A 17,056-nucleotide genomic window follows, 5' to 3' on the forward strand; every position below is an offset into this window, starting at 1 on the left:
CAAGTCGGAGGAGGCTCATGCGTTCCGGCTCGGCGCGTCACACCCCGTCGAGGATGATCACCGTCGGCTTCGACGGCAACGCATCCCGAGACATCCGGAAACTTCGTTCCATGCGCCGGTCGATCTCGAACTGCTGGCCGATACGTTGCATGAAATCGTCGAGCGGGGTGGCGAAGCGGTGCATCGGCAGCACGACCGAGGCGCGCAGCCGCTTGGTGATCTCGGAGACGCCGTCGAGCGACATGGTGTAGGTGCCGTCGATCGGCACCATGACGATGTCGAGCCGCCCGATCTGGGCAAAATGGCTGTCGTCGAGCTTGTGGTGAAGATGGCCGAGATGGCCGATGCAGAGGCCCGCGACCTCGAAGATGAAGATCGAATTGCCGTCGCGGATCATGTCGGCGCCGGAATCGTCGCCGAAATAGCGACGGATGTCGGTGGTGACGTTGCGGATGAAGGTGTCGCCGATGCGCTCCGACACGATGGCCGGCTTGCCGTCCTCGCCCCAGCCATGCAGCACATGAGGAATGCGCTTGTCGGGATATAAAGAATAGTGCGTGCTGTGGGCCCGGTTCATGGTGACGACATCGGGCAGCCGGCCCACTTGGTAGGCCCCGCTATAGTCGGTCGCGATGCGCAAGCCGCCGGGCGTGTCGATGAAATAGGTGGAATGGCCTGCATAGGTAATCTGGACTTCAGCGGAGGCTGCGGCCTGCCGGAACGCGACCGGCGTCACGCGGGGTGCCGCATTTGCCATCGCCAGGCATTCGCTGCGCTGAGGTGATTGCTGCGCGAAGGCAGATGTTACCAGCCAACCGAGAAGCGCACAGACCGTCAGCAACAATCGAGACATCAGGAACCGTCCGGCGCTTATCGACGATCTGTGAGTGTATCTACGAATTATCCTCGCGTCATGTGGTGCCGGCGAGCCGCGCCATTCCACCGCTTGCTTTGATCAGTTTCACGGCCGCTTTGTCGAACGACACGAAAGTATCGGCCCCAAGCCAGTTGCCTTCGTGGGCGATGACGCCATCGGTAAAGTCACCCCCGGCCTCGAGGAGCGCTAATCCAGCCTCAGCTATGGGCCGGTTGACGACGACATTGGATGCATTGATCAAGTGCCGGATCGAAGCCGCGATATTTCCAGCAGAGGTTTTGTAGCCTCGTGAGAGGACCCAAGCCAACTCACATAATGCGGGGATCGAGATGGCTATGAGGTCCGCGTTCTCGAGAAGGGCTTCGGCCACCTTGCTCTGTTCGGCATCATCTTCGACCAGCACCCGTACCAGGACGTTGGTGTCGGGTGTTATCTTCATCGCTTGCTGGCCCAGCCGTCAGCAATGACCGCATTCATCTCCTCGATCGAGAGCGATCGACCGTTCGTCTTTCCCTTCAAAAAGCCGAAGGCATCCGAAATCTCTCCGGTGGGCCGAACTGCTCTCACCTCAACTCGCCCGCCAGGAAGCTTTTCTATCGAAATCTTGTCGCCCGGATGTACACCGAGGTGCTCCAGGAGGTCTTTCCGTAGCGTAACCTGCCCCTTTGCCGTGACCGTGAGCGTGCTCATGGGGATCCCTCAATACTGAGTCCTCGATAGGTAAGGCATTTTATCCTTACTTTCAAGGCAGGCAGCCTTCACTCCCGCCTTGGGCTGAACTTCCAGGTGATGGCGACGAGGCCCGCGGTGATCAGGCCGCTGACGAGACCGACGATGGGCAGCGTGAGCACCAGCGCGGCGCTGGCAGCCCAGCCGATCGAGGAGAACGCCTCGGCAAAGGTCGCAAGTCGCGACGAGGTCTGGCGGCGGCGAAATTGGCTGCGCCGGGCCTGCACCCGGAACCAGAGCTGGATTGCGGTGGCGGAGGCCGCGCTGACGATGACCGCACCGGCGCTGACCGCGGCCTGGAACGCCGAGGCGAAAGCGAGCGCCGCGATCAGCGGGCAGAAGACGATGGCGATCGCGATCAGCACCACCTCGATCTTGGCGCGGATGACGCTGGACGGCGTCAGCGGCGCGGTCGCAACCAGGTCGGGCGCGTCCTCGCCCGAGATCGTCAGCCAGGCAAGCCCGCCGGCGAGTTGGCCGGCCGCCATGACGATGACGGGCGTGATCAGCGTCAGCGCCGCGGAGCTGTCGGCAAAGTTGCGCCAGAGTAGCAGCGCCGGCGGCACCAGATAGAGCAGCTGCATCAGCGTCTGCGAGATCAGCCAGGGATCGCGCCAGAGCAGCGAAAATTCCTTGCGCCGCAGGGCATGCTGACGCGATCCGCCGCGGAACGGGCGCTCCTTCGCGCTGCGACGGCCGGACGCGCCATAGGCGGCGGCATCGATCGCCGTGTCGGCGAAGCGGCCCGAGAAGATCGCCATGACGCTTCCGAGCAGCACGAGCCCGAGCGCTAGGAGCAGCAGCAGCGCTTCGGCGTCTCCCATCGCCGCCCGCGCCGGCCACCACCAGATGCTGTCGGCATCGGGCGCGTAAGCGGCCAAGCTACCCGAGGTCAGGATGGTGAAGCGCGACAGCGTGCCGTAGGACATGATCGCCGCCACCTGAAGCGCGATCACGAAGCCGGCGCCGATGATGGCGGCGAGGATCTGGGCGACGAACCGTGTCCGCGCCGGACCGATCAGGCGAAACAGCAGGATGGTGACGGCGATCGCGATCGCTGCGGCCGACAGGCCCATGGCGACAACGACGCCGAACGCAGCAAGCCAGCGCGCGCCGCCCCCGAATACCAGCACGTCGATGAAGGGCGTCGAGAACAGCAGCGCCATCACCGTGATGGCGAGCGCGATCGCGGCGATGCGCACCGAGAACAGATTGGCCAGCGTCGCGGGTGAGGACATGACGAGGTCGAGATCGGCGCGTGCGTAAAACACCCGGGTCACCGATTCGATTGCCTGCGACAGCATCAGCGTCCAGGCGAGAAAAATCGTCGCCGAGATCACGATCAGCGAGGATTTGTCGAGTGGCAATTGCAGGTCGGCGAAGCGGCCGATCACCGCCCAGGCCGGTACGTGCAGCAGCGCCGCGAAGAACAGCAGGCCGATTACCGCCGCACGTGTTCGTTTGCGCCGCCCGCCGGTCATCATGGCGAGCCATTCGCGCCAGGCGAGCCGGAGCTCGTGGCGGGCGAACCAGGACAGCGCGGTGGCCGAGCTCATGCGGCTTCCGGAAGCGTCACCAGCGCGATGAAGAGATCTTCCAGGCTGGTGTCGGCGTGCCCGTTTTGCTGCCGGAGCTCGGTTAGCGTGCCCTCGGCAACCAGGCGGCCGGCTGCGATCACACCGATACGGTCAGCCATGCGTTCGGCGACCTCGAGGATATGCGTGGTCATGATGACGGTGCAACCGGCGCGGACGCGCTCGCTCAGGAGTCCCTTGACATGGCGGGCGGAGACGGCATCCAGTCCCGTCAGCGGTTCGTCGAGGATGATGAGGCGGGGATCGTGCACCAGGGCGCCGGCGAGGGCGACCTTCTGGCGCATGCCCTTGGAAAAACCCTCGCAGCGTTCGTGCCGGTGCGGCTCGAGCCCGAGCGAGTTCAGGAGACCCGCGGCGATCGGTTCCGAGGCCGATGGTGCGATGCCCCACAGACCGGCCACGAATTCGAGATATTCGAGCGGCGTGAGCTTGTCGTAGATCATGGGCTCGTCGGAGACCCACGCCATCACCTGCTTGGCGGCGACGGGGTTTTGGAGCGCATCGATGCCGAAGATGGAGACCGCGCCGGCATCGGGCCGCAAAAGGCCTGCAACCATGCGCAAAGTGGTGGTCTTGCCGGCGCCGTTGGGGCCGACCAGCGCATAGAATTCGCCGGCATGGATGGTGAGATCGAGGTTATCGACCGCCAGACGGTCAAAACACTTCGTTAACCCCATGACTTCGAGCGCCGAGTCGTCCGTCTTCATGGCGGCCACACCTTGCGGTTTTGCATCGCTCGCGACCATGCCCCGAAGATGTTTCGGCACCGTGAATCGCGCTGCCGCAAATTCCGTCATCCGGATTGGACTAATGGCAAGTCACCGTTTGTTGACAGCGCTTGGCGGTTCAGGCTGAATTGGCAAAGGGACGAATGGCGCTAACGCAGCGAAACGACTGCGTAGCGACTGAACACAAGATGCGGCAAGGCGGTCAGGAAGAACCGCCGGTTGTATCGGGAGGATGCGCGACGATGCTGGATTTCGTTCAGCAGCTGGTCAGCGGTGTTGCGCTCGGCTGCGTCTACGGCCTGATCGCGCTCGGCTTCGTGCTTGTCTACAAGGCCACCGAGGTCGTCAATTTCGCGCAGGGCGATTTGATGATGCTGGGCGGATTCTTTGCCTTCACCTTCATTGGCATGATGGGGCTGAACTACTGGGTCGGCTTTGCCGGCGCGGTGGCGGCAATGGCGCTGTTCGGCATGCTCGCCGAGCGCGTGGTGGTGCGGCCGATCCTCGGCTATCCGCAATTCTCCATCATCATGGCCACCATCGGGCTCGGCTATTTCCTGCGCTCGGTCTCCGGCATGATCTGGGGCACCGACGATTTCAAGATCGACACGCCGTTCAGTCAGGGCGTGCTGCGGATCGGTTCGCTGGTGCTCGCCCATGACAAGCTCTCGGTGATCGCGGCGACGGTCATCCTCTGCGCGCTGCTCTGGCTGTTCTTCAACAAGACCATGCTCGGCACCGCGATGCGCGCCAGTTCCGAGAACATGCTGGCGGCCTATTACATGGGCATCCCGGTCAAGCGCGTGGTGTCGATCGTCTGGGCGATCAGCGCGGCGGTTGCGACCTGTGCCGGCGTGCTGCTGGCGCCGATCACCTTCATCCATTCCAATGTCGGTCTAGTGCTGGGCCTGAAAGCGTTTCCGGCCGCCGTGCTCGGCGGCTTCGGCTCGATCCCCGGCGCCGTCGTCGGCGGCGTCCTGATCGGCGTCATCGAGAGCATGGCCGGCTTCTATCTGGCCGAGGGCTGGAAGGACGTCGCGCCCTACGTCGTGCTGCTCGCCGTGCTCTTGCTCAAGCCCGAAGGCCTGTTCGGCCTTCATGTCCGCAAGAAAGTCTGAACGCATGCGCTTCCTGTTCAAGACCGACTACGAGGACGACATCAGGCTGTTTCCGCATTCTGGCTATTACGTCTCCTACGGTCTCCTGCTGGCCGTGCTGCTGATCGCGCCCTATGTGCTCTCCAGTTATCTGATGAGTCAGCTCGTCTTCGTCTGCATCTATGCGACCGTCGGCGTGGCGCTGCTGATTCTGACGGGTTTCACCGGGCAGGCCTCGCTCGGGCACGCGGCGTTTCTCGCGATCGGTGCGTATACGGCGGCCTATTTGCAGAAGTATGGTGTGCCGTTCCCGGTCTACTTTCTCGCCGCCGGGCTCCTGACCGGGCTGATCGGTGCGCTGGTCGGATTCCCCGCGCTGCGGCTGCAAGGCATTTATCTCGTCATCGCCACCATCTCCTTCGCCTTCATCGTCGAGGAGATTCTGGCGCGATGGGAGAGCGTCACCAACGGCAACGAGGGCATGCGGATCAAGGCGGTGTCGCTGTTTGGGGTCGCAGTCTCGCGCGACAGCCCCACTTTCTATTTCCTTTGCCTCGCCGTGCTGGTGCTGACCATCGTCGGCACGCTCAATTTGCTGCGCTCGCCCACGGGGCGCGCCTTCGTCGCGATCCGCGACAGCGAGACGGCGGCGCGCAGCATGGGGGTCAATGTCGCGCTGTACAAGGTGAAGTCCTTTGCGATCTCCGCGGCGATCACCGGCTTCGCCGGCGTGTTGTTCGCGCACAAGCTCTCCTTCATCTCGCCGGAGATGTTCACGCTCCAGCTCTCGATCGAGTTCATCATCGTGATCCTGATCGGCGGCACCTTCAGCCTGCACGGCGCAGTGCTGGGAGCGATCTTCATCGTGATGATCGATCCGTTCCTGACCTACCTCAAGGACGACATGCCCGGCATCATCGCCGGCATTGCAGCGACGTTCGGAGCGGGCACGCAAGCCGCGGCCAATGTCCAGTCCAAGGTCGCGGCCTTTGCCTCGCTCAACGGCTTGAAAGGCGCCATCTACGGCATCATCATCGTATTGTTCGTGCTGTTCGAACCGCTCGGGCTTTACGGCCGCTGGCTCAAGATAAAGCTCTTCTTCCAGCTGTTCCCGCTTTACAAGCGCGCCACCTTCAAGCGGCAGAAGATCTACGTGAAGTCGGAGCGTAACCGATGAGCTATTTTCGCGCCGAGAGTTTGTCGCTGCATTTCGGCGGGCTGAAGGCCGTCGATGCGGTGTCGTTCGCGGTCGAAAAGGGCGAGATCCTCTCGATCATCGGGCCGAACGGCGCCGGCAAGAGCTCGATTTTCAACCTGATTTCGCGGATCTACCGGCCGACCTCGGGTCGCATCTTTTTCGAGGATCAGGACATCACGGAGCAGCCGCCCCATGACATCGCAAGGCTTGGCATCGCCCGCACGTTCCAGAACATCGAGCTGTTCGAGAATGCGACGGTGTTGTCGAACCTGCTGGTCGGCCGCCACCGGCATTCGACCACGCAGCTTTGGCAGGAGCTGTTGTTCCTGCCAGGCGTACGCGCCGACGAGAAGGTGCATCGCCGCAGGGTCGAGCAGGTCATCGAATTCCTCGATCTCGAGCCCTACCGCGACAAGCTGATCTCGGGTCTGCCTTACGGCGTGCGCAAGGTGATCGAGCTGGCGCGCGCGCTATGCTCGGAGCCGAAGCTGATCCTGCTCGACGAGCCGTCCTCGGGCCTCAACGTGGAGGAGACTGACGACATGTCGTTCTGGATCCGCGACCTGAAGAGCGAACTCGGCGTCACCGTGCTGATGGTCGAGCACGACATGTCGCTGGTCAACCGCGTCTCCGACCGCGTCATCGCGCTGAACTACGGCAGGGTGCTGGCGATGGGCTCGCCGGCCGAAGTGCAAGAGCACCCCGATGTCGTCGCCGCCTATCTGGGAGCCTGACGCGATGGATGCCGTGGCGACACCAGATATCATCCTGAAACTCTCCAACATCGAGAGCTATTACGGGCCGATCATGGCGATCCGCGGCATCTCGCTCGAAGTGCCGCGCGGACGCATCGTCACGCTGCTGGGCGCCAACGGCGCCGGCAAGACCACGGTGCTGAAGACGATCTCGGGCATTCTCGACCCGCAGAAGGGCGCCATCGAGTTCATGGGCAAGTCGATCCAGCGCATGGAGGCGGACAGGATCGTGCGGCTGGGCCTCAGCCATGTGCCGGAGGGCCGCGAGGTGTTCCCGTTCCTCTCCGTGCGCGAGAACCTGATGATGGGGGCCTATCCGCGCAAGGATCGCGACGGCGTCGCGGACGATCTGGAGCGCGTCTACGGCTATTTCCCGCGGCTGAAGGAGCGCATCAACCAGCCGGCCGGACAGCTCTCCGGCGGCGAGCAGCAGATGCTCGCAATCGGCCGCGCGCTGATGAACCGGCCGACGCTGTTGCTGCTCGACGAGCCCTCGCTTGGGCTGTCGCCGCTGCTGGTGAAGGAGATCTTCGCCATCATCCGTCGGGTCAACGAGGAGCAGGGCATGTCGATCCTGCTGGTCGAGCAGAACGCCAAGGTGGCGCTGGAGACGGCGCACTATGGCTATGTGCTGGAAATCGGCCGGATCGTGATGAACGACAGCTGCGACCGCTTGATGCATTCGAAGGACATCCAGGAATTCTACCTGGGCGCCAAGGAAGCCGGCGCACGAGGCGAGCGGCGCTGGAAAAAGAAGAAGACTTGGCGTTAGAGGAAGCCTTAAATACCAAAGCCCATCCGCTAATATAGACCGCCGGCAAGGCAGGCAGTGGAGGGGAGCGCGACAAGAAGGAGACGTGCATGGCCCGACCGGCGGTGCTGACGGTCGCTGACACGATCGCGAAAAGCTTTTTGCGCGCCGCGGAGACGCGGGGCGACAGGCCGGCTATACGCGAGAAGAAATTCGGGATCTGGCAGCCGACCAGCTGGCGCGAATGGCTGGAGATCTCGAAGGAGATCGCCTACGCGCTGCACGCCATCGGCTTCAGGCCCGGCGACGTTGCTTCCATCATCGCCAACGCCGTGCCGGAATGGGTCCATGTCGACATGGGCATTCTGTGCGCCGGCGGCGTCTCTTCCGGGATCTATCCGACCGATGCCTCATCCCAGGTCGAATATCTCGTCAACGATTCCCGGACGAAAGTGATCTTCGCCGAGGACGAGGAGCAGCTCGACAAGATCCTGGCCTGCCGCGCACGCTGTCCGTCTCTGCGAAAGATCATCGTGTTCGACATGGAGGGCCTTAGCGGCTTCTTCGACGACATGGTGATGTCGCTCGACGAGTTCCGCGCGCTCGGGCGCAACCACATGGCCGGCCGCGAGGCGCTGTGGCAGGAGATGGTCGACAGTCGCAGCGCGAGCGATCTCGCGGTCCTCGTCTATACATCCGGCACCACGGGCCCGCCCAAGGGCGCCATGCACGCCAATCGCAGCGTCACGCACCAGATGCGGCACGCCGATGATTTCATTCCAGCGCGCGAGAACGAGGAGCGGCTGATTTTCCTGCCGCTCTGCCACGTCGCCGAGCGGATCGGCGGCTATTACATCTCGGTCGCGCTCGGCTCGGTGATGAATTTTGCCGAGAGTCCCGAGACTGTGCCGGACAATCTGCGCGAGGTGCAGCCGACCATCTTCCTCGCGGTGCCGCGGATTTGGGAGAAGTTCTATTCCGCGATCACCATCGCGCTGAAGGATGCGACGCCGTTGCAGCAATGGGTGTACCGCCGCGCCATCGACATTGGTTATCGCATGGTCGATTGCAGGATCGAAGGGAAGCCGCCGCCGCTGTCGTTGCGCATCGCCAACGGCATCGCTTACCGGCTCGCTTTTCGCAACATCCGACGCATGATCGGGCTCGACCGATGCCGCATCGCCTTCACCGGCGCGGCGCCGATCGCGCCGGAGCTGATCCGCTGGTATCTCGCGCTCGGCATCGACATTCACGAGGTCTACGGCCAGACCGAGAATTGCGGGGTCGCCACCATGATGCCGGCGGAACGCATCAAGCTTGGCTCGGTCGGCAAGGCGGTGTCGTGGGGTGAAGTGGCGCTGTCGCCCGACGGGGAGATCCTGATCAGGGGCGACTTCCTGTTCATGGGCTATCTGAACCAGCCGGAGAGGACAGCAGAGACCATCGACCATCGCGGCTGGCTGCATACCGGCGACGTCGGCACCATCGACAATGAGGGCTTCGTCCGCATCACCGACCGGATGAAGGACATCATCATCACCTCGGGCGGCAAGAACATCACGCCGTCCGAGATCGAGAATCAGCTGAAATTCTCGCCCTACATCTCGGATTCCGTGGTGATCGGCGACAAGCGGCCATACCTCACCTGCCTCGTGATGATCGACCAGGAGAATGTCGAGAAGTTCGCGCAGGACCACGACATCCCCTTTACCAATTATGCCAGCCTGTGCCGCGCGGCGGAGATCCAGGATCTGATCTGGCGCGAGATCGAAGCGGTCAATGCCAATTTCGCCCGCGTCGAGACCATCAAGAGATTCTATCTGATCGAACGCCAGCTCACTCCGGAGGACGAGGAGCTGACGCCGACCATGAAGCTGAAGCGCGGTTTCGTGAACAAGCGTTATGCCGCCGAAATCGACGCGATGTATCCGGCGCGGGCGGTGGCTTGAACAATCTTGTTTAAATAACAGCGAAGGAGTGATGGCCCCACCCTTCGCACCATAAGGGCCCCAAGGAGAGGAGACGTCAATGTCGAGATCGTTGAGAACGTTCGGCCTTGCGGCAGGCGCGGTGGTGCTCACCTGTCTGCCCGCCGTCGCGCAAACCAAGGTCACCAATGAAGGCATCTCGGCGTCCGAGATCGTCATCGGCACCCATCAGGATCTGTCGGGGCCGATCAAGGTCTGGGGCGTGCCGGTCTCCAACGGCATGAAGATGGCGGTCGAGGAAATCAATGCGGCCGGTGGCATCAATGGCCGCAAGATCAGGATGATCCTCGAGGACAACGGCTACGATCCGAAGAAGGGCGTGCTGGCGTCCCAGAAGATGGTCGAGCGCGACAAGATATTTGCAATGATCGGCTCGATGGGATCGGCGCCGACGCTCGCCGCGCAGGACATCCTGTTCGATGCCGGCGTGCTCCAGCTCTTCCCGCTGACCGCCGCCGAGTTCACCTTCAAGTTCGACCCGGCCAAGCCGCAGGAGCGGCTGAAGTTCAACAACCTCTTGCCCTATGTTGAGAGCACGCGCGCCGCGCTGAAATACATGGTGGAGTGGAAGAACTTCCAGAAGCCCTGCATCATGCACCAGGACGACGAGTACGGAAAGAACGTGCTCGACGGCTTCACCCAGCAATTGACGGTCATGAAGCTGCAGCCGGCGTCGGTGACGAGCTACAAGCGCGGCGCCTCCGATTTCAGCGCGCAGATCGCCAAGATGAAGTCCGACGGCTGCGATCTCGTCGTGCTCGGCACCGTGATCCGCGAGACCATCGGTGCGATGACGGAGGCGAAGAAGCTCGGTTGGGAGGTCACCTTCCTCGGCGCGACGCCGACCAACGTGCTGGAAGTGCCGGCGCTCGGCAAGGACGCCGTCGAGGGCCTCTATGCGGCGAGCGGCTTCGAGATCCCCTACGAGGACACCGCCAAGGGCAAGGTCCACGACTGGCTCATCAACTACAAGAAGATGTTCAACACCGATGCCAATACCCAGGCGATCATCGGCTACAACGCGGTGACGACGTTTGCGTTCTACGCCAACAAGGCGGGCAAGGATCTGACCGGCCAGAAGATGCTGGACGCGCTGGAATCGGGCGACAAGTTCCTCGACATCTTCAACTCGCCGCCGACCAAATTCTCCAAGACCGACCACCTCGCCAACACCATCACCCAGGTGCAGCAGGTCAAGGGCGGCCGCTGGGTTCTGGTGAAGGACAATCTGATGTTTTGATTTCTTCGCCTCTCCCCGCATGCGGGGAGAGGCCGGGATTTGCGCAGCAAATTCCGGGTGAGGGGGCTCTCCGCGAGTCGAACTGTCACCGGATTCGCTGAAGCAGCCCCACACCCCAACCCTCTCCCCGTAAGAACGGGGCGAGGGAGAGCACACAGCCCTACGATCCCCCACCCGCGGTGCCTGAATTCACCGGGGCCAGCTCGTCTTCCCGGCAGCGCCAGCCATCGGCGGCTTTGACAAACGCAAATGTGCGCTGGATTCGCAGGCGGCGCGTGACGTTGAAGGCGTCTGCGGAGCGCTCCTTGTTGCTGACGCCAGGCTGCGGACGACCCGTCCTGGGGTCCCAGCAGGTGCCCGTGCACGTCGTGGCGACCTTGCTGCAGGTGGCGAAGGGCGCCAGCACGGCCATCTCGATTTCGCCCGTGACCTGCGCCTCCTGCTCGCCCACCTGGCTATCGAGCGCATAGACGCGGTTGATGCGGAGGAAGTTGCCGCAGGAATTGGCCGCGTGGATTCGCGCGGCACAGAAGTCGACGGCATCGGTGTCGGGCGCGCGGGCTGCGACCTGCCGGCCGAACACCTTCTTCGGATCGCCTTTCGCCGCGCCAATCTCGTCGGTCTTGTGCTTCAGATAGCCGGCGAGACAGTCCTCCGCGGACTCGAGCTCCCCGAGCGGCACGTTCTCCTTGCCGACCAGATTGCATTTGCGATCGCGCTCCCGCGTCCACCGGCCATATTCGGCAAAGGCAAAGCGTGCCGAGGTCGGATCGAGCTTGCCGATCAGGCCGAGGACCTGGCTGTTCAAGTCGGTCTCGGCAAGCGCCAGCGACGGGTCCGCACAGATCAGCGCGCCTGCGGCGGTGTTGGCGGCGAGACAGTCGAAATCCGGATCGCGTACGATCGCGGCGCGCTCCTCGGTCACCTTGAGAAGACATGCCTTCACCCGGTCGAAATCGTCGGTGCGGATCGCGGTCTGGCCGACGATGCCGCAACCGAGGTTGCGCTGGCGAATCCAGATCGCGTTCTCCTCGATCCCAGGCAGACGATCGGGGAGGCGGGCAAGCCGTGCCTCGATTCCCGTGCTCAGCTTCTCGGCGGCGGCGGCAAGCTCGGCATCACCGCAGAACAATTGATTGCCGGGATCGCGGATCTGCTGGCAGTTGTTCCTGGCGAACAACGGCAGCCTTTCGGCGACGGAGCGGTCGGACGGGCTGGATTGCGCGAAGCCTGGCGCCGCCGGCAAGGCCAGCAATGCAAGCATAGTCAGCACGATGAACCGCATTCCGGTCGCCCCCGCATAGCCGCGGCCATGCTAGCGTCCCAAATCGCGCGGCGAAATGGCTTTGTGGGGTAAGCTACTTGATCCTGGTAGCCCGGATGGAGCGCAGCGCAATCCGGGATTCGTGCGACAGGCGGCGGCCCCGGATTTCGCGGAGCCCGTCATCGGGCGGCGCTGTGCGCCGACCCGGTGGCTCCATCCGGGCTACAAGAAAGTCAACGCGCCTCGGCGGCGATCATCGAGAACCGCACGGGTTCGTCGACATACTTCATCACGGCCGACTGGTAGAGCACGAACAACGGCTGGTAGCTCCGTGCGGCGTCGTCCTCGACCATCGCCATGCGGCGGTTGTCGAGCATCAGCCAGTGGCCGTCGAGCCGTGCAGCGACAACCGCATGCTCTTCGCCGGCCCTGACGTCGCGCACCACGACGATACGGAGATCTTCGGCGGCAACGCCCGCGAGCTTAAGAGCGGCGAGCTTGGCAATGGCGTAATCCTCGCAATCCCCGGCGCCGCGCGCGAAGGTCGCGAGAGGTGAGCTCCAGACGTCCTCAGAACCGTCAGCGGCGGCACGGATGGCGAGGTTGATGGCGCGATTGGTCTCGCCCAGCAGAGCGCGGCCCTCACGGCTGCGGGCCTGGTCGACGATGGCGAGCAGTTTCAGCGCAGCCGGCGAAGCGCAATTGTCCCGGTCGCCGTCGCACAGCGCGAGCTGCACCATGTCATCGTCGAGCCTGGACCTCAGCGCGAGCCATTTTTGTTGCAGGCTGCCGGCGGAGATGGCGAAGGCGAACACGCCGAACGGCTCGGCGGATTTGCGCACGAGGACGCCGGCTCCCGGCGACAACAGCGTGCCAGCGCGAAGCTCGGCGGCCGATCCAAGCAGGATCAATCCGCACAGCACTAGGATTGCGCGCCAGGCGCGCGAACGAGCAGCGGTCTCCATCTGACATCCCCTTCCGGCTTCGCCAGGTCCCCCTCGACCTGCACGTGCTGGGCTTTGTTGCTTTCGCGGAGATAGTGCGAGGCAGGCGGTTTTGTTCTGCTTAACGCGCCCGGCTGGGGTCCCAAAACCGGGCAACAGGCTGAAACGGGCCTGCTCATATTGCGTAAAATTTTACGATTCGCCGGCTAGGAGAGCGGCAGCTGCCGCGAAGAAGGACCAATTGCAGGCACAAGTTGTGGTGGAACTGATTCTGCGCCTTATGGCTAACGGCTCGCTATTTCACGGCTTCTGTTAGTTGGATCACAGATTTGGCCCCGTATTTGCCGCAGGGTGGTGCGGGGCACCACGAACAAAAGATGACATAAGTATCTATTGTGGGATTTCTGCAATAGAATACATGAGGTTACTTGGAATGAGCGAAAATAAGCGCTGCTTTACGTATGAGTATTTGAAAGATTACTTTGACTTCTCTGCAGGTGCCCAGCCGCCTGAGAGCATCGACCGCTTGGTGATGCGAAATCACACAAGCAATAGGTGGTTTCGCTAAGGACTTGGTAATGATATGCAAGTTTAGGCGAGCGATACTTACTTAGATTTTAACTCCTTTTTTGGTGCCCGGATTGAATTACGCTGGCAAATTTGACGCCGCGATTTCCTTGGACGGCTTGGGTTCCCGATCGCCCGCCGATGGCCACGTCGATTCCTTTACCGCAAAGGCACATGGTCATGTGCCTGACGGCGCATTCGTCGTTCCCGACCCGAACCTGATCTTCAACGGCGATTTCAAGCGCGCCGGTCTCGACCTCGTGCTGTCCCATGACGGCCACGACTTCGTCGTTCACGACTATTTCAGGGGCGACAAGCGCGCGGCGATCGCCTCGCCCGACGGCGCGCACCTCACCGGCGACGTCGTCAACGCACTCACCGGCCATGTGCAATATGCGCAGGCCGCCTCCGGCATTGCCGCCGCCCAGGTCATCGGCCACGTCACCAAGCTCTCCGGCAGCGCGACCGCGGTTCGTAACGGCGTCTCCGTCATCCTGAACAACGGCGACAACGTCGAGAAGGGCGACGTGGTCTCGACCGGGGGCGACTCGACGCTCGGCATCACGTTCATCGACGGCACGGTGTTCGGCCTGTCCTCCAATGCGCGGATGGTGCTGAACGAGATGGTCTACGACCCCAACGGGTCGAACAATTCCTCTCTCCTCAGTCTGGTCGCGGGCACCATCACCTTCGTTGCCGGCGAGACCGCCAAGCACGGAGACATGAAGGTCGACACGCCAGTCGCCACCATGGGTATCCGCGGCACGGCGGTGCTGAGCCAGATCAACTTCGTCGTTCCCGCCGGCGGCGGCGATCCGCAGCCGCAGGCGAGCTTCCAGGTGCTGGTCGAGCCGAACGGCACGACGGGCTCCTACATCCTGTTCGACAAGGTCACGCTGCTGCCGATCGCGACGGTCAACCAGGCCGGCCAGATGATCCAGATCAGCGGCGGCAACGTCTCGATCTCCAATGCGCTGATGTCGCCGGACATCCAGAAGCTGATCACGGACGTGTTCACGCTGAAGTTCACGGACAACAACAGCAACACCAAGCTGACCCAGAACTTCACCGACTCGATCACGCAGACCGGCAACATTGTCGTGATCAAGACGGACACCGGTGCCACCGCGACCGCGACCTTCACGAATCTCACTCAGCCGGGAGCGCAGGATTCCGGCCATGATCCGTCGAGCAGCACCCGCATTCCCGGCCCGCCCGATGCACGCAGCCTTGATCTCAATGGGAATGTGCAGAAGGCGTTCGCGCTGACTGAGCGTGCGGATACGACCGGCGACACGACGCATTCCGACACCATCTCCGGCCTGATCACCTTCGTCGACCAGAACCTGGGCGACCGGCCGACGGTGAGCATAGACCTCGGCGACGCGCCGAACTATCTCTACAAGAATGCCGGCCAGCAGGATGTCACCAGCGCGCTCTCTGCACTCCAGAAGCAGGACATCGCGGCAACGCAAACCCAGATCAGCGTCGCCGCAGCCGGCGGTAACAACAACAACGGCTCGGCGGTCTGGACCTACACGATTCCCGACCACGTCTTCGACTTCCTAGCGGCCGGTGAAACGTTGACGCTGACTTACAAGGTTCGCGTCAACAATAATTTCTCGGTCAATCCCGAAACGTCGCCCATCGACATCACCATCACGATCACCGGCACCAACGACAAGCCGGTGATCACCACCAGCGTTCCCGTCATCATCTTCGAGGGCGGCACCAGCAAACCCGGTGGCCCGCTCACCAGCGAGGTGCCGACTTCGGGCACGCTGACCTTCACGGATGTCGACCTCACCGACGCCCACACGGTCGCGGTCAAGCTGACCAGTGCGACCCTGCCTGATGGTAGCGTTCCGCCCGGCCCACTCGCGGCGTTCCAGAGCGCGATGTCGGTCGCGATCGCGGCGGGCGCCGATAGCACCGGAGACGGCACCGGCGCCATCAACTGGTCGCTGGCTGACCTGCCGGTCTATCTCGCCGACTTCATCCCCAAGGGTGAGGTGCTGACGCTGGTCTACACCGTGACGCTCAAGGACGCGCAAGGCGCCACCTCGCAGCAGACCATCACCGTCACGATCACCGGCACCGACGCTCCCGCCGTGGTGTGGATCGCGACCGACAAGCCCGGTGCTCCCTCCGGCGGCTTCTGGAAGGATGCGGCCAATTGGGCAACCGGCACGGTCCCGACCATCAATGACGACGTCATCGTCATCACCGACCAGCTGCATGGGCTAACGCCGTCCTATCCGGTGACAATCGACACGGCAGCCTACGCCAAGTCGATCACGATGAACGACTACGACACCGCGGTCGGCCACAAGGCACCGGAAGTCATCAACAAGAGTGCGCTGACGATTGCGGGCGAGATCAGCCTCAAGGCCGATTCGAAGCTCACCAATTTCGCGGCAAGCACGATCTCGGTTGGTGGCAAGGCCGAGTTCCTGGACAGTAGCGTGCTCACCAATGCCGGCTATCTGACGCTTGCGGCCGGTGGCGATTTCGCTGGCGGTACCACGATCGCCAATTCCGGCACGATTGAGCTGTCCGGCGGCACGCTGAAGACGCTCGCCGCAATTAACAATGCCGGCGGCACGCTCAAGGCCGATGCCGGCACGACGCTGATCGTCGACACTGCCACCATCAGCGGCGGCACGGTCACCATCGCCGGCACGTTGGAACTCGATGGCAGCAGCGTCCTCAAGAACGGCACGCTGAACAATTCAGGGGCGGTCAACGTCAAGGGCACAGCGGAGTTCGCCCACGAGACCGTCTCCAACACCTCCGGCGGCACGATCAAGGTGCTGGCGAATGGCTGGCTGACGATCGACCAGGGCGCGACCGTTACCAATACCGGCAACGTCACGATCGATGCCGCGGGCAAGCTGACAGTGAACGGCGCCACCATCAGCGGCGGCACGATCAACGGTCTCGGCACGATCGACGTTACCGGCGCCAGCACGATCGATGGCGGCGCGACGCTGAGCACGGCCATAGTTATCGCCGATGCTAAGCTGACGCTGGACGGCATCACGGTTTCGGGCTCGACGATCACGGACAATGCCGGCATTGAGCTCGACAACACCGTCAAGCTCCAGGACGGCGCCAGCATCCAGGATGGCGCGGTCGCCAACACCGGCACGCTGAAGATCGCCGGCGCTGCGATGCTGTTCAACGATGTCGTGACCAACACCGGCACGGTGTCGGTCGATGGCGGTCAAACGCTGACACTGTCCGGCACGGAGATTTCGGGCGGGGCCGTCAACGGCGCCGGCATCATCGATGTCATCGTCGCGAGCAAGATCGACGGCGGC

At 62.9% G+C, this 17,056-nt stretch carries 14 protein-coding genes; 7 read left to right on the forward strand and 7 right to left on the reverse strand.

The features are described 5' to 3' along the window. Positions 1-37: 37 nt before the first annotated feature. The 5 genes from AC0L3A_RS27720 to AC0L3A_RS27740 all read right to left on the reverse strand — a co-directional run bounded on the left by AC0L3A_RS27720 (position 38) and on the right by AC0L3A_RS27740 (position 3,908). On the reverse strand, positions 38-853 hold the full coding sequence (locus AC0L3A_RS27720; RefSeq protein ID WP_007599521.1) for an MBL fold metallo-hydrolase: 816 nt from the start codon (positions 851-853) through the stop codon (positions 38-40). 58 nt (positions 854-911) lie between these two features. Beyond that, positions 912-1,316: a type II toxin-antitoxin system VapC family toxin gene (locus tag AC0L3A_RS27725; protein ID WP_007599522.1), complete on the reverse strand. Its 405-nt coding sequence runs from the start codon at positions 1,314-1,316 to the stop codon at positions 912-914. Next, positions 1,313-1,567, reverse strand: a complete 255-nt coding sequence (locus AC0L3A_RS27730) for an AbrB/MazE/SpoVT family DNA-binding domain-containing protein (RefSeq protein ID WP_007599523.1) — start codon at positions 1,565-1,567, stop codon at positions 1,313-1,315. Before AC0L3A_RS27730 ends, AC0L3A_RS27725 begins: the two co-directional genes overlap by 4 nt. Positions 1,568-1,635: 68 nt before the next feature. Continuing rightward, positions 1,636-3,162: a hypothetical protein gene (locus AC0L3A_RS27735; protein WP_007599524.1), complete on the reverse strand. Its 1,527-nt coding sequence runs from the start codon at positions 3,160-3,162 to the stop codon at positions 1,636-1,638. Then, positions 3,159-3,908, reverse strand: a complete 750-nt coding sequence (locus tag AC0L3A_RS27740; protein ID WP_007599530.1) for an ABC transporter ATP-binding protein — start codon at positions 3,906-3,908, stop codon at positions 3,159-3,161. Before AC0L3A_RS27740 ends, AC0L3A_RS27735 begins: the two co-directional genes overlap by 4 nt. A 263-nt stretch (positions 3,909-4,171) precedes the next feature. Between AC0L3A_RS27740 and AC0L3A_RS27745 the strand changes: the two genes are divergently transcribed. The 6 genes from AC0L3A_RS27745 (at position 4,172) to AC0L3A_RS27770 (ending at position 10,958) form a co-directional block, all read left to right on the forward strand. Next, on the forward strand, positions 4,172-5,047 hold the full coding sequence (locus AC0L3A_RS27745) for a branched-chain amino acid ABC transporter permease (RefSeq protein ID WP_007599531.1): 876 nt from the start codon (positions 4,172-4,174) through the stop codon (positions 5,045-5,047). Positions 5,048-5,051: 4 nt separating this feature from the next. After that, on the forward strand, positions 5,052-6,203 hold the full coding sequence (locus AC0L3A_RS27750; protein WP_027515317.1) for a branched-chain amino acid ABC transporter permease: 1,152 nt from the start codon (positions 5,052-5,054) through the stop codon (positions 6,201-6,203). Continuing rightward, positions 6,200-6,958 carry an ABC transporter ATP-binding protein gene (locus AC0L3A_RS27755; protein ID WP_007599535.1) on the forward strand — a complete coding sequence of 253 codons (759 nt, stop codon included), beginning with the start codon at positions 6,200-6,202 and terminating at the stop codon, positions 6,956-6,958. Before AC0L3A_RS27750 ends, AC0L3A_RS27755 begins: the two co-directional genes overlap by 4 nt. A gap of 4 nt (positions 6,959-6,962) precedes the next feature. After that, positions 6,963-7,751, forward strand: a complete 789-nt coding sequence (locus AC0L3A_RS27760) for an ABC transporter ATP-binding protein (protein ID WP_007599536.1) — start codon at positions 6,963-6,965, stop codon at positions 7,749-7,751. An 89-nt stretch (positions 7,752-7,840) separates the two neighbouring features. After that, positions 7,841-9,679: an AMP-dependent synthetase/ligase gene (locus AC0L3A_RS27765; RefSeq protein ID WP_007599538.1), complete on the forward strand. Its 1,839-nt coding sequence runs from the start codon at positions 7,841-7,843 to the stop codon at positions 9,677-9,679. A gap of 79 nt (positions 9,680-9,758) precedes the next feature. Then, entirely contained in the window at positions 9,759-10,958 is a 1,200-nt protein-coding gene (locus AC0L3A_RS27770; protein WP_354127139.1) for an ABC transporter substrate-binding protein, read from the forward strand. Between the two features lie 160 nt (positions 10,959-11,118). Here the strand turns inward: AC0L3A_RS27770 and AC0L3A_RS27775 are convergent, their stop codons facing one another. Then, entirely contained in the window at positions 11,119-12,243 is a 1,125-nt protein-coding gene (locus AC0L3A_RS27775; RefSeq protein WP_007599540.1) for a lysozyme inhibitor LprI family protein, read from the reverse strand. 212 nt (positions 12,244-12,455) lie between these two features. Continuing rightward, positions 12,456-13,187 carry a transglutaminase-like cysteine peptidase gene (locus AC0L3A_RS27780; protein ID WP_007599541.1) on the reverse strand — a complete coding sequence of 244 codons (732 nt, stop codon included), beginning with the start codon at positions 13,185-13,187 and terminating at the stop codon, positions 12,456-12,458. 620 nt (positions 13,188-13,807) lie between these two features. On the opposite strand from AC0L3A_RS27780, the gene AC0L3A_RS27785 reads away from it, so the two are divergent. After that, a partial coding sequence (locus AC0L3A_RS27785; RefSeq protein ID WP_473255481.1) for a VCBS domain-containing protein occupies positions 13,808-17,056 on the forward strand: 3,249 nt, incomplete at its 3' end.

The sequence above is a fragment of the Bradyrhizobium sp. MI1.3 genome (assembly GCF_055811695.1).

Coding starts and splice junctions, on each gene's coding strand:
- AC0L3A_RS27730 (WP_007599523.1), bottom strand. CDS start 1,567: ATGAGCACGCTCACGGTCACGGCAAAGGGGCAGGTTACGCTACGGAAA.
- AC0L3A_RS27720 (WP_007599521.1), bottom strand. CDS start 853: ATGTCTCGATTGTTGCTGACGGTCTGTGCGCTTCTCGGTTGGCTGGTA.
- AC0L3A_RS27770 (WP_354127139.1), top strand. CDS start 9,759: ATGTCGAGATCGTTGAGAACGTTCGGCCTTGCGGCAGGCGCGGTGGTG.
- AC0L3A_RS27745 (WP_007599531.1), top strand. CDS start 4,172: ATGCTGGATTTCGTTCAGCAGCTGGTCAGCGGTGTTGCGCTCGGCTGC.
- AC0L3A_RS27765 (WP_007599538.1), top strand. CDS start 7,841: ATGGCCCGACCGGCGGTGCTGACGGTCGCTGACACGATCGCGAAAAGC.
- AC0L3A_RS27760 (WP_007599536.1), top strand. CDS start 6,963: ATGGATGCCGTGGCGACACCAGATATCATCCTGAAACTCTCCAACATC.
- AC0L3A_RS27735 (WP_007599524.1), bottom strand. CDS start 3,162: ATGAGCTCGGCCACCGCGCTGTCCTGGTTCGCCCGCCACGAGCTCCGG.
- AC0L3A_RS27725 (WP_007599522.1), bottom strand. CDS start 1,316: ATGAAGATAACACCCGACACCAACGTCCTGGTACGGGTGCTGGTCGAA.
- AC0L3A_RS27775 (WP_007599540.1), bottom strand. CDS start 12,243: ATGCGGTTCATCGTGCTGACTATGCTTGCATTGCTGGCCTTGCCGGCG.
- AC0L3A_RS27750 (WP_027515317.1), top strand. CDS start 5,052: ATGCGCTTCCTGTTCAAGACCGACTACGAGGACGACATCAGGCTGTTT.
- AC0L3A_RS27740 (WP_007599530.1), bottom strand. CDS start 3,908: ATGAAGACGGACGACTCGGCGCTCGAAGTCATGGGGTTAACGAAGTGT.
- AC0L3A_RS27780 (WP_007599541.1), bottom strand. CDS start 13,187: ATGGAGACCGCTGCTCGTTCGCGCGCCTGGCGCGCAATCCTAGTGCTG.
- AC0L3A_RS27755 (WP_007599535.1), top strand. CDS start 6,200: ATGAGCTATTTTCGCGCCGAGAGTTTGTCGCTGCATTTCGGCGGGCTG.